Raw genomic sequence first — 12,328 nt, 5'->3', positions numbered from 1 at the left:
GCGGTCGCCAAAAGGCCGGACAGAATAGCCAGTTACCCGTCACAGCGCAATTGAGCCGTCGGGCATTTCCCCCGCAAACGCATTTAAAATCGAATACTTAGCGGAATACTGGCCAAAATACGCTGTTAGCTCAAAGGCTTAGACATGAGGGTAAGACTAAAGTCTTAATCTTTTGAGCCGTGGCCCGATCAGGGTGGGATCGTGGCGCGAACCCCATACCGATACGGCATGGAGCATACCAATTATATCGTCAACGCCTCGAAAAAGCAGCAGCGATCATCCAGATTGTCGACATGCGGCATCGCCACCGCGCATGTGCCGGCAAGATAACGGAGCGACAAGGCAATGGGGCGGCAAAGTAATGGGGCGGCATCGATCACACGGATCCGGACGACAGCAGTACCAGACGATGGCTTTGAGGAGGCGACAGGAAACGGACGCCGCCAATCGGCGCCGACAGGGCAAGGTGATCGGCAAAGGAAGGGAAGTAAGTCAGCCAGGCTGGCCAGGGGATCGGGATCGAGGGCCGAATCACGGACGATCCGGCTCCCGAGAACGGATCCGATCAGGCTCGCGGAAAATTCGCCAGCAGCCGCTCGAGCCGATCGGCGTCCGTATCGTCTCGAACGCACGCCTTACCCAGCGCTTCGAGCAGAATCAGCCGCAGCCGGTCGTCGAGATTCTTCTTGTCGAGCCGCATGCGAGCAAGGAAATCCTTTGCCTGCATGTTGGCCGGCGCCGTAACCGGAAGATCCGCCGCCTTCAGAATCGCAGCGACACGTTCGACATCGGCCTCGCTCAGCCAGCCGCGCTCGAAGGAGAGCTGTGCGGCCATCATCATGCCGGCACCCACCGCTTCGCCGTGCAGCCAGTTGCCGTAGCCCTGATGCGCCTCGATGGCGTGGCCGAAGGTGTGCCCCAGGTTGAGCAGCGCGCGCACGCCCTGCTCGGTCTCGTCCTCGGCCACCACTTCCGCCTTGATCTCGCAACTGCGCCGGATGGCATGACGAATGGCGGCTTCCTCGAGCGCGCGCAGTGTAGGCAGGTTGTTCTCCAGCCATGCGAGGAAGGCGGCATCCCAGATCAAGCCGTACTTGATCACTTCCGCCAGTCCGGCGGAGAGCTCGCGTGCCGGCAGCGTCCGCAGGGTATCGGTATCGACGATCACCGCCCGGGGCTGCCAGAACGCACCGATCATGTTCTTGCCGCGCGGGTGATTGACACCGGTCTTGCCGCCCACGGAGGAGTCCACCTGGGCCAGCAGCGTGGTAGGAATCTGGACGAAAGCGACACCGCGCTGATAGCTGGCGGCGGCGTAGCCCGTCATGTCACCGATGACACCGCCGCCAAGCGCGATCAGGGTACAGCGGCGGTTGAATCCGGCCACCAGCAGGGCGTCCCAGATGCGCTCGACCGAGGCCAGCGACTTGGTCGCCTCGCCATCGGGCAGAATGACTTCCCGGACATCCAGATCGGCATCGGCGAGCGTCGCCTTGAGTGCCGCGAGATAGCGGGGCGCAATCACCTCGTTGGTCACGATCATGACCTGACGCCCGGCCAGATAGGGCAGCAGATGTTCCCGACTCGTCAGAATGCCCGCGCCAATGTGAATCGGGTAACTGCGGTCACCCAGCGAAACGTTCAGCGATTCCACGGGAAGCGACGAAGCGGAGGACATGGGCATTACCTTTGATGTGGAAGACGGATATAGGAAGACGAACGTAGATAAAGACGGCCCGCGGGAAAGGCCGACGAGGATGAGACGTCACCTCTGGTGCGAGAGAGATACCGATTCGCCGAGCGGCTCCGTCAGATGCGAAACCCGACGCAGGATGTCATTCACCACACTCCTGGGGCCTCGACGGTCCGTACGCACGACGATATCCGCCGTTGCGCGATAGAGCGGATCGCGAACCGCGAACAGATCCCGCAACACCTGCTCGGGGTTGGCTGTCTGCAGCAGCGGCCGATTGCGATCCCGGGAAGTGCGCCGGATCTGCTGTTCGACGGTGGTGGCGAGATAGACCACCGTCCCCCGCTCCCGCAGCAACTGCCGATTGACCTCGCGCATGATCGCGCCGCCACCGGTTGCCATGACGATGTCACTGCGCTGGGTGAGCTCGTCGATCATGGCCGTCTCGCGGTCCCGAAAGCCCTGCTCACCCTCGACATCGAAAATCCATGGGATATTCGCCCCGCAGCGAGCCTCGATCTGATGGTCGCTATCCAGGAATTCGCGCTGCAATTCGGCCGCCAGGAGGCGGCCGATTGTACTCTTGCCGGCCCCCATGGGGCCGATGAGAAAAAGATTGGGAAGCGACCGCATCAGCGAATGGCCAGTCCGTCCTCGATGATCTTGGGCGTGATGAATACCAGCAATTCTACCTTCTCGTTGCTGTTCTGGGTATAGCGGAACAGGTTGCCGATCACCGGCAGGTCGCCGAGGAACGGTGTCTTGAACAGCGTCCGCAGCTGTTCGGAGGTCAGGATCCCGCCCAGCACCACGGTTTCGCCGTTATTGACCAGCACCTGAGTCTGGATCTCGTTGGTATCGATGGCCGGCGCGTCGTCGTAGCGGGTGTCGGAGATATCGTCGTTGTTGATGCGCAGATCCATGATGATGCGGTCGTCCGGAGTGATCTGCGGTGTCACCTCGAGCGACAGCACGGCCTCCTTGAACTCGGTGGAGGTGGCGCCGCTGGACGAAGCTTCCTGATAAGGCACTTCCTGGCCCTGCTTGATGATCGCCGTACGCTGGTTGGCGGTGATCACCTTGGGCTGGGAAATGGTCTGGCTCTTGCCTTCGCTCTCCAGCGCCCGCAGCTCCAGATCGATCAGGATGTCGCCGGAAAGATAACCGAAGCTGAACGCGCTGGCGGGATTGGTGGCATTGCCCAGATCCACCGCCAGGCCGCCGCCATACGTATCGGGGTCGTCCGACGTGGTCGGCACGGTCGAGGGATCGCCATCGGCCGCCCCGCTCAGATCGAGATGTCGACCCGCCGGAGAAGAGAGCCCCCAGTTGACGCCGAGCTCGCGGGTCGCGCTGTCACGGGCGATCACGATTCGCGCCTCGATCTGCACCTGGCGCACCGGCACGTCGAGATGCTCAAGAGTTCGCCGAATGGCATCGAGCTGCGCTCGCGTATCCTGCAGGATCAGGGTGTTGGTGCGCGAATCGACGGTAACACGCCCGCGCTCCGACATCATGCCGACACCCTCGCCACCGCGCAGCAACGCCGCCAGATCCTCGGCCTTGGCGTAACGGATCTGCAGAAACTCCGTGGTCAGCGGAGCCAGCTGCTTCGTCTGTTCGCGGGTTTCCAGCGTCTGGCGCTGCAGATTGGCCAGCTCGCCGGTCGGCGCCACCATCATCACGTTGCCTTCCCGTCGCGCCGACAGGCCATGGTTGCGCAGCACCAGATCGAGCGCCTGATCCCAGGGGACATCGGTCAGATTGAGGGTCACGTTGCCCTGCACGCTATCGCTGGCGACCACGTTGAGTCCCGACTCCTCGGCGATGATCGACAGCACGTCACGCACCGGGATGTCCTGGAAATCGAGGGTAATGCGGTGACCGGTATAGCTGGGGCCGGCGTCCGTCTCGGGACGCTCGATGCTGCCCGCGGGCGCCAGTTCGATCGTGAAACGGCGCCCGTTCTGGGTCACCAGCGGCTCCACGGCATCGGATGCCACGATATCGAAGGTGACGCCGTCGGCGCTTCGACGCGGCACGATACGCTCGACGGCAGTGCCGAAATCGCTGACATCGAGCGTCTGATACTGCGCGTCGGGCAAGGTCACGCCGGGTAGCGAAACCGAGACCTGACGCCCCTGCCCGGAGACTTCCGCCGCCACTCCGGCGCGGTCGAGCGCCAGATCGAGCTGGCCGGCCCCGTCTTCGCCCCGGCGAAAATCGATCGAGGTCACCTCCGGCTGACGCGGCAGCGCCGCCGCGGACCGCTCGGGCGATGCGTCGGTCGCAGCCGACCCGGTGCCGTCACCGAAATGCACGATGACCTTGTCATCCAGACGCTCGAGTCGATAATCGATGGGCGAGGCCAGATCGAACACCAGGCGCGTACGCGCCCCCGCCCCCAGCACTCTGACGGAATCGACACCGGCACTGCCGATGGCAAAGCTCGATTGCGTCAGGCCGCTCCGGGCCTGCAGCAGATCCAGCGCCAGCCGTGGCGGTGCCTCCGTGCGATAGCCGCGAATCTCCGGGACGCCGCCGACGAAATCGAGCCCGACGTCCAGGCGGCCGGCTCCCTGATCGGTGAAGGTCATCGCCGTCAGCGTCGGTGTCGTCAGTGCCGGTGCCGCCCAGGCGGAAAACGCCAGTCCCCACAATGTCAGTGCTGCCAAGCCTGCGGCCAGGCGCCGTCGAGAAGTCATGTTGTCCCCTGCTACTGTTGCCGCCGGCTGGCACCGTCGGAGTCTTGTCCTGCCATTTCCAGGCGCTGGCGACGCTCGGTCCATTCTCCCCCGGGGCCGCGCACGGTCTCGACGAGTGTCAGCCCGCGGAGTTCCACGCTGATGATGCGGCCGTAGTCCCGGCCCAGATAGTCTCCCTCGAAGAGCCGATGGACCCTGCCGTCCGGCGCAGCGACCAGCGCCGAGGGCGTCTTGCCCACGATCATCGTGCCGACCAGGCTCAGGTTATCCAGCTCGAAGGCCTCGAGCGGCTGGCGCGGACGATCGGCATCCGGCAGCGGCGTGGCCTCGCTCGGGTCAGCGGCTGCCGCAGCCTGCTCGGCCACGAACGGGCTCCGTCGCTGCTGCTGGTCGTAACTGGCCGTGGTGTACCGGGGCATCTCCGGCAACGAGGCGATCTGCCCCTTCGGATTGTTTCGCAGGGTATTCAGTCGCGCCTGCAACCCCTCCAGGTCGGCGTCCTCGCACCCGCTCAGCACAATGCTTGCGAACAGCAGCCCGATGAGAACGAATCGATGCGATCTCACGACTTTCCGCCCCCCTTGCCTGGATCGACATCCTCTCGATAGCGGTACGTTTTCGCCAGCATCGTCAGCTGAAGGCGGTCACCCACCGGCTTCAGCGTGAAATCATGAAGCGTGACGATCCGAGGCATCGCGGCGACACGAGCCAGGAACGACGCGATCTGATGAAAGTCGCCGCGCACCTGAATGTCGAAAGGCTGCTCGATGTAGAACGCCTGCTCGACTGCCGGTCGCAGCTTGATGCTGTCGATATCGAGCTGCTGCTGCCGCGCCGCATCACTGATGGCGTCCAGCAAGGCGGGAACTTCCGCATCGCTGGGCAGCATTTCGAGAACGCTCTGCATGCGCCCCTGGAGCTCCTCCATCTGATGCTCCATCGCCGGCAGATTGACCGCCTGGTAAGAGAGCGTCTCGAAGCGCTGCAACGCTTGCTGCTGCTGCATGACCAGGCGCTCGTGCGTTTCCCGGGGGGTGGAGGCGAGCAACCACTGCGCGGCCCATATCGACCCCATCAGCACGCCCAGCGCAATCAGCCATTGAAGACTGACCGGCCAGCTACCCGCCTCCCTGATATCGAGTTCACGCCACTGCAGCTCACGCAGCTGGCGCCCTTGCTCTGTGAACGCCTCCCGCAAGGCATTCCATCGCGGACCATTCAGCGTCGGTCGCTTCATGGGCCAGCTCCAGCCTGGGTGTCGTCACCAAGATGCTCATCGACACTCAGGTGAAAGCGCTTGGCCGCTGCCGGCCCTTCTGCGGACTGCACGTCCGAGAGCAATGGCGTATCAAACGCAGGACTACTGTCGAGCGCTCGCATCTGGTCGGACACCTGACGATTCGAGGCTGCGACACCGCTCAACTCGAGCCGGCTACCCTTGCGAGCCAACTCGGTGTAGTAGACGCCATCGACCAGCGTGGCCGTGAGCTGATCGAGAACGTGGATGGTCAACGGGCGGCTCGACTGCAGCTCGCCGATCAGATCGATCTGTTTCAGCATGCGCTCCCGCAGTTGACGAAAATTGCGCATCTCCTGGATATCGCGAGTGAGCGAATCGGTTTCCCGCTGGATCAGCGCCAACCGGGCCTGTCCCGCCCGCACCATGGATTTTTCGTACTGGGAGATGCCCCAACCGACCAGCAGCCCGAGCAGCAGCACCAGCAGCAGCCCCTGCTTGAAGCGTCGGGTCTTCCGCAAGCGGCGCTGCTCCCGCCATGGCAGCAGGTTGATTTCGATCGTCATGGCAACGCCCGCATGGCGAGGCCACAGGCCGTGAGCATGGCCGGCGCATCCGCGGCCAACGCCGTGACATCCAGCCGCGGATGGATACGCATATGCGTGAAAGGGTTGGCGAGCGTGGCTTCCAGCCCGCTCTGGGCGCGCAATCGCTCCGCCAAGCCCGGCAATGCGCTCGACCCGCCGGCCAGGATCAGGCGTCGAATCTGCTGCTGGCCCGCGGAGGTGTAATAGAGCTGCAGCGAGCGTCCAATGTGCTGGATCAGGGTATCGATGAAAGGCAACAGGACTTGCTGGCGATAATCGTCGGGCAATCCGCCACGCTTCTTGGCGCGACCGGCTTCGTCGAAACTCATGCCGTAGCGCTTGCTGATGGCATCGGTGAGCTGCCGTCCGCCACACAGGCTGTCGCGGCTATAGACGATCCGGCCCTCCTTGAGCACATGAAACGCGCATAGATTCGCCCCGATATCGACCAGTGCCGTGCTATCCCCTTCTTTATCCTCGGAGCCCTGCAAAGCACGACAGACACGCTCGAGCGCGAAGCCTTCGACATCGACGGCCACCGTCTCGAGCCCCACGGCATCCAGAACCGACGACAGCGTATCGATATCCTGCAGACGACAGGCCACCAGCATGATTTCCTGCTGGTCGTCGTAACGCGAATGGCGACCCAGACGCTGGAAATCGAAGGCGACTTCATTGAGCGGGAACGGGATGTACTTGTCGGATTCCATCTGGATCCGTGCCTCGATGTCATCGTCGCTGAGCGACGAGGGCAACGACAGCACGCGGGTAATGGCTGCCGAGTTGGGCACCGCGACCACGGCGCGCCGAGACTGCAACCGGGCGTGATCGACCGCCCGGCCCAGCGTATCCACGACTTCGCTCTTGTCGCGAATGCGCCTTTCGACCACGGCCCCCTCGCGCAGCGGACGCACCGCGTAACTATCGATTCTCAAGCCGCCGACGCGATGTTCCAGCTCCAGCAGCTTGACGGTGGCTGACGTGATGTCCACTCCCACCAATCCTTTCGAGGATCTTTTCAAGCGCAACACTGTCTCACCTCGCCAGAACTGGAAAAGCCTAACCGGATTTAACGGCGGCGACACGGACAACTTGAACGTTTCGTTACACTTATTTCGCTTTACTTGCAGGAAGCGAAAGGGGCGAAACTGGCCCCGGCTCTACCGCATCCATATAATGCTCCGATGCTGAATCATCCGACGCCAGGGATAGCGAACACGCGGCCGGACCGCCACCAGTCAAGGATTACCCCTTTATATGAAGCTTTTTACCCGCCTACTGACGACTGTCTTCTGGCTCCTGCTGTCGCTCTGCGCAGGCATGGTGCTGGCAGTCATTGGCGCCGGGCTCTACTTCGCCCCTGGCCTGCCCGACGTGCATCAACTCCAGAATTACGAGCTCCAGACGCCGCTTCGCATCTATACGGAAGACGACAAGCTGATCGGTGAATACGGCGAGGAACGTCGCATGCCCGTCAGCTACGACGAGATTCCCGAACCGCTGATCAACGCCCTGCTGGCCGCCGAAGACGCCAACTTCTACAACCACCCCGGAGTCGATCCCAAGGGACTTCTGCGCGCCGCGATCGAGCTGGCTTCCTCCGGCGACATCCAGTCCGGCGGCAGCACCATCACCATGCAGGTCGCGCGCAACTACCTGCTGACTCTGGACCAGACTTTCACGCGCAAGATCCGTGAAATCCTGCTGGCGCTGCAGATGGAACAGATCCTGAGCAAGCCCGAAATCCTCGAGCTCTACGTCAACAAGATCTATCTGGGTCACCGCTCCTACGGTATCGCCGCCGCAGCAAACACCTACTACGGCAAGCCGCTGGCGGATCTGACCCTGCCGCAGTACGCCATGATCGCAGGGCTGCCCAAGGCGCCGTCGAGCTTCAATCCGCTGACCAATCCGGAACGCGCCCTGATCCGCCGCAACTGGATTCTCTACCGCATGCGCGAGCTCGGCTCCATCGACCAGGCGAGCTACGACCAGGCCGTCAAGGCGCCGATCACGGCCAGCAGCCATACGGCGCGCTCGGAAATCGATGCCCCCTACGTCGCGGAAATGGCCCGCGCCTACGCCGTCGAGCGTTTCGGCGACAAGGCCTATACCGACAACATTCGCATCACCACCACGCTCGATAGCCGTCTGCAGACCGAGGCCCGCGATGCGCTGGTGCAAGGCCTGATCGACTACGATACCCGCCACGGCTGGCGCGGCCCCGAAGAGAAGGACGTACCGCCGAGCCTGGTCGAAGCGCAGGACCGAACCGAACACCAGGGCCTGGAAGAAGAGCTCTCGGAATCCCCCGAGGTCATCGAAACCGCCCGCCAGGCGGCCCAGAGCAGTCAGGCCACGATCGAGGGTGTCGACGGTGACGTCAGCAACTGGCTCAAGGTGCTCGAGCGCACGCCGTCGTTCGGCCCGCTCCAGCCGGCCATCGTCACCGCTACCGACGGCAAGCAGATGCGCGTGCTCAATGCCGACGGCAAGGTGATCACGCTGGACTGGGACGGCCTCAAGTGGGCCAGGGTCTACCACAGCGCCAAGTGGCGCGGCGAGGTTCCCGCCAATGCCGCAGCGATCGCGAGCCGCGGCGATCTGGTACGCATCCTCAAGGAAGGCGATCACTGGCGCCTGTCGCAACGTCCTGGCGCCGAAGGGGCCGTCGTCGTCCTCGATCCGCAGACCGGTGCCATCGAGGCGCTTCAGGGCGGGTTCAGCTTCGCTGCCAGCAAGTTCAACCGCGCCATTCAGGCCCAGCGCCAGGTCGGCTCCAACTTCAAGCCGTTCGTCTATCTGGCTGCGCTGCAGGAAGGCGGCATGACCGCGGCGACCATCATCAATGACGCGCCAGTGGTCATGTCACAGTTCAGCGGCGACGATTGGCGCCCGGAAAACTCCGAGCGCCAGTTCCAGGGGCCGACACGTCTGCGCGTCGGGCTCTACACCTCGCGCAACCTGGTGACCATCCGTGTGCTGCAGTCGCTCGGACTCGACAACGCGCTGAACTTCCTCGAGCGCTTCGGTTTTGCACGGGACCGCCTGCCGCACGGCCTCTCCCTGGCTCTCGGCAGTGCCTCGCTGACACCGCTGGAGATCGCCAACGCCTACGCCGTGCTCGCCAACGGCGGCTTCCAGGTATCGCCCTGGTACATTCAGAAGGTCACCCAGGGCAGCCAGAATACCGTGGTCGAACAGGCCAATCCGCTGGTGGCATGCCGTGACTGTGCGCCCGGCGCGACCCAGACCGTCATCGATGGCGAACCGCGTCGCATCGCCCCCCGCGTGGTGGAGCCCGACGCGCTCTACATCCTGCACAGCATCTTGCGTGATGTCATCGAGCGCGGCACCGGACGCGCCGCCCTGACGCTCGATCGCAGCGACATCGTCGGCAAGACCGGCACCACCAACGATCAGCGTGACGCCTGGTTCTCCGGCTTCAACAGTTCGCTCGTGACCACGGTCTGGGTCGGCAAGGACGACAACACCACCACGGCGGAATACGGCGCTCAAGCCGCCCTGCCGATCTGGAAAGCCTTCATGGGCCCGGCACTGGAAGGCACGCCCGAGGTGATTCCGGAGGCCCCCGACGATATCGTTCAGGTTCGCATCGATCCGGATACCGGCAAACGCCTGCACGATGACCAGCCCGGCGGCATCAGCGAGATATTCCGCAAGGACAACTTGCCTGAGTATCAGCCGCGCGGTATCCGTCCGGAACTGGAAGACGAGAGCGGCTCGCAGGGCACCGGCACTTACGAAGCGATCTTCTGATACATGAAGTCGAGTCGGGGTCCTGGCCCCGACTCTTTCGTTCCACACTCGCTCTTCACCGCAACAGGACGTCGCAGCGACGCTGAGAGAAATGTCATGTCCCTGCCTAGTTGCCGTTGGTGGCTGTTGACCACCTGCCTGATGGCATCACCGTCATATGCAGAGCTTTTCTACGCACCGCCGGCGCCGGAAGAAAACGCCCCCAACTTCAGCGGCAGTGCGGAACTCGGTTATACGAAGTTGACCGGCAACACCAATACCCAGACGCTGCTCGCCAAGGCTCGCCTGACCTGGCTGACCGGGCGCAACACTCATACGTTCCGCGCCGAAACCCGCAGTGTCCAGGACAACGACGACACCACCTCCGAGCGGTATCTGGTCGGTGCCCGTGAACGCTACGAACTGGAGAACAACAACTACCTGTTCGGCTTTGCGCGCTGGGAGCGCGACCGGTTCAGCGGCTACGACTCGCAGCTCACCACCATCGCCGGCTACGGCCGTCAACTGCTGACCGGGCCAACGCATACGCTTTCCGCCGAAGTCGGCCCGGGCTATCGTAAAGACACCTACGCGGACGGCGGTAGCGACGATTTGTCCCTGGTCTACTCGGCGCTGGACTACACCTACAACTTCAGCGATGACATCTCCTTCGATCAGGAACTGTCCGCGGAAGCAACGCATATCAGCGTCACGACCCGTTCGCTATCGACGATCACCTCGCAGTTGAACTCCCATCTTGCGCTACGCGTCTCCTACGATGTCAGGAGCAACACGCACCCGCCGCCCGATGCCGAAGCGCGCACCGATACCACGACATCGGTATCGCTTCTCTACAGTTGGTAACGAGCCACGAGCCACGAGCCACGAGCCACGAGCCGCAGAATTGTAGCGAGACAGCGTGGAAGGCCTGCATTGGATACCACAAACGACGATGCCGCCCCTAGGGGCGGCATCGTCGTCTGGAGATGACCGGCTCGCGATCAGCCGTAGATCTCCTTGACGCTCTTCAGCGGGTAGTGCGCGGGATACGGCTTGCGGGCCACGCCGGATTCCACCGCGGCCTGGGCGACGGCCGCCGGAATCTTCTCGAGCAGGCGCGAATCCACCGGCGTCGGGATGATGTAGCCGCGACCGAACTCCAGCGAGTCGAGCTCGTAGGCATCCAGCACTTCCTGGGTCACCGGCTCTCGCGCCAGATCCTTCAGGGCATGAACGGCCGCGATCTTCATCTGCTCGTTGATGGCCGTGGCCCTGACGTCCAGCGCACCCCGGAAGATGAACGGGAATCCCAGCACATTATTGACCTGGTTGGGATAATCGGAGCGCCCCGTGCCCATGATCACATCGCTCCGGGTCGCCCGCGCCACGTCGGGGTAGATCTCCGGGTCCGGATTGGAACAGGCGAAGACCACCGGGTTCGCGGCCATTTTCTCGAGCTGCTCGGGCTTGAACAGGTTCGGCCCGGACAGACCGACGAAGACATCGGCGCCTTCGATCGCGTCGTCCAGCGTACGTAGCGGCGTTTCGGTCGCGAACTGCGCCTTGTACTGGTTGAGATCGTTGCGGCCGCTATGGATGACGCCGTTGCGATCCAGCATGAAGATGTTCTCGGCCTTGGCGCCACACTCGATCAGCAGCTTCATGCAGGCGATGGCGGCAGACCCGGCCCCGAGACAGACGATGCGCGCCTCGGCCAGCGTCTTGCCGGCGATATCCAGCGCGTTAAGCAACCCCGCCGCGGTCACGATCGCGGTACCGTGCTGATCGTCGTGAAACACCGGGATACTGCAACGCGCCTTGAGCGCCGCCTCGATCTCGAAACACTCCGGCGCCTTGATGTCTTCCAGGTTGATGCCGCCCCAGGTGTTGGCGATGTTGGCCACGGTATCGATGAAGGTCTGGGCAGAATCGGCCTCGACCTCGATATCCACCGAATTGATGCCGGCGAAGCGCTTGAACAGAACGCCCTTGCCTTCCATGACCGGCTTGCTCGCCAGCGGGCCCAGGTTGCCCAGCCCCAGAATGGCGCTACCGTCGGAAACGACGGCCACCAGATTCCCCTTGCCAGTATAGAGGTAGGCGTTTTCCGGATCCAACGCAATTTCCCGGCACGGTTCCGCCACGCCGGGGCTGTAGGCCAGTGCCAGATGCTTGGCGGAGTTGGTCGGCTTGGTCAGCTCGACCGACAACTTACCCGGAATCGGCTTCGCGTGGTAATCGAGCGCCGCCTGTCTCTTATCGTCACTCATGAGGATTTTTCCAAAGACAATGGTGGGAATTTTCGGCAGTGTCTTGCCTGAAGTCGGGTCAGACTATAGAAAAACAT

General features: G+C 63.1%; 10 protein-coding genes. 2 read left to right on the top strand and 8 right to left on the bottom strand.

From position 1 onward, the window contains the following. Nucleotides 1-565 precede the first annotated feature (565 nt). From aroB to pilM, 7 genes are all read right to left on the bottom strand, one after another. Entirely contained in the window at nt 566-1,678 is a 1,113-nt protein-coding gene (aroB, locus tag R5R73_RS04620) for a 3-dehydroquinate synthase (protein WP_322528931.1), read from the bottom strand. 87 nt (nt 1,679-1,765) lie between these two features. Then, nucleotides 1,766-2,326 carry a shikimate kinase AroK gene (gene aroK / locus R5R73_RS04615; RefSeq protein ID WP_322528930.1) on the bottom strand — a complete coding sequence of 187 codons (561 nt, stop codon included), beginning with the start codon at nt 2,324-2,326 and terminating at the stop codon, nt 1,766-1,768. After that, nucleotides 2,326-4,398 carry a type IV pilus secretin PilQ gene (pilQ, locus tag R5R73_RS04610; RefSeq protein WP_322528929.1) on the bottom strand — a complete coding sequence of 691 codons (2,073 nt, stop codon included), beginning with the start codon at nt 4,396-4,398 and terminating at the stop codon, nt 2,326-2,328. The genes aroK and pilQ overlap by 1 nt, the downstream gene beginning before the upstream one ends. Before the next feature lie 11 nt (nt 4,399-4,409). Further along, nucleotides 4,410-4,964: a pilus assembly protein PilP gene (locus R5R73_RS04605; protein WP_322528928.1), complete on the bottom strand. Its 555-nt coding sequence runs from the start codon at nt 4,962-4,964 to the stop codon at nt 4,410-4,412. Beyond that, nucleotides 4,961-5,635 (bottom strand): type 4a pilus biogenesis protein PilO, encoded by a 675-nt coding sequence (locus R5R73_RS04600; RefSeq protein WP_322528927.1) that lies wholly within the window; start codon nt 5,633-5,635, stop codon nt 4,961-4,963. Before R5R73_RS04600 ends, R5R73_RS04605 begins: the two co-directional genes overlap by 4 nt. Further along, nucleotides 5,632-6,201, bottom strand: coding sequence for a PilN domain-containing protein (locus R5R73_RS04595; protein WP_322528926.1), 570 nt, complete (start codon nt 6,199-6,201; stop codon nt 5,632-5,634). The genes R5R73_RS04600 and R5R73_RS04595 overlap by 4 nt, the downstream gene beginning before the upstream one ends. Next, on the bottom strand, nt 6,198-7,250 hold the full coding sequence (gene pilM, locus R5R73_RS04590; protein ID WP_416221216.1) for a type IV pilus assembly protein PilM: 1,053 nt from the start codon (nt 7,248-7,250) through the stop codon (nt 6,198-6,200). Before pilM ends, R5R73_RS04595 begins: the two co-directional genes overlap by 4 nt. A 229-nt stretch (nt 7,251-7,479) precedes the next feature. Here pilM and R5R73_RS04585 point away from each other — a divergent pair, with 229 nt between their 5' ends. Both R5R73_RS04585 and R5R73_RS04580 read left to right on the top strand, forming a co-directional pair. Then, nucleotides 7,480-10,002, top strand: a complete 2,523-nt coding sequence (locus tag R5R73_RS04585) for a penicillin-binding protein 1A (RefSeq protein WP_322528924.1) — start codon at nt 7,480-7,482, stop codon at nt 10,000-10,002. A gap of 96 nt (nt 10,003-10,098) precedes the next feature. Beyond that, entirely contained in the window at nt 10,099-10,845 is a 747-nt protein-coding gene (locus R5R73_RS04580) for a DUF481 domain-containing protein (protein ID WP_322528923.1), read from the top strand. A 137-nt stretch (nt 10,846-10,982) separates the two neighbouring features. Here the strand turns inward: R5R73_RS04580 and R5R73_RS04575 are convergent, their stop codons facing one another. Next, nucleotides 10,983-12,251: a malic enzyme-like NAD(P)-binding protein gene (locus tag R5R73_RS04575; RefSeq protein WP_322528922.1), complete on the bottom strand. Its 1,269-nt coding sequence runs from the start codon at nt 12,249-12,251 to the stop codon at nt 10,983-10,985. Between the last annotated feature and the right edge of the window lie 77 nt (nt 12,252-12,328).

Origin of the sequence: Salinicola sp. LHM (assembly GCF_034479735.1) — a bacterium.
Taxonomy (GTDB): Bacteria; Pseudomonadota; Gammaproteobacteria; order Pseudomonadales; family Halomonadaceae; genus Salinicola; species Salinicola salarius.
The sequence above is the reverse complement of the archived record's forward strand: the minus strand, read 5'-3'. Positions and strand labels throughout refer to the sequence as shown.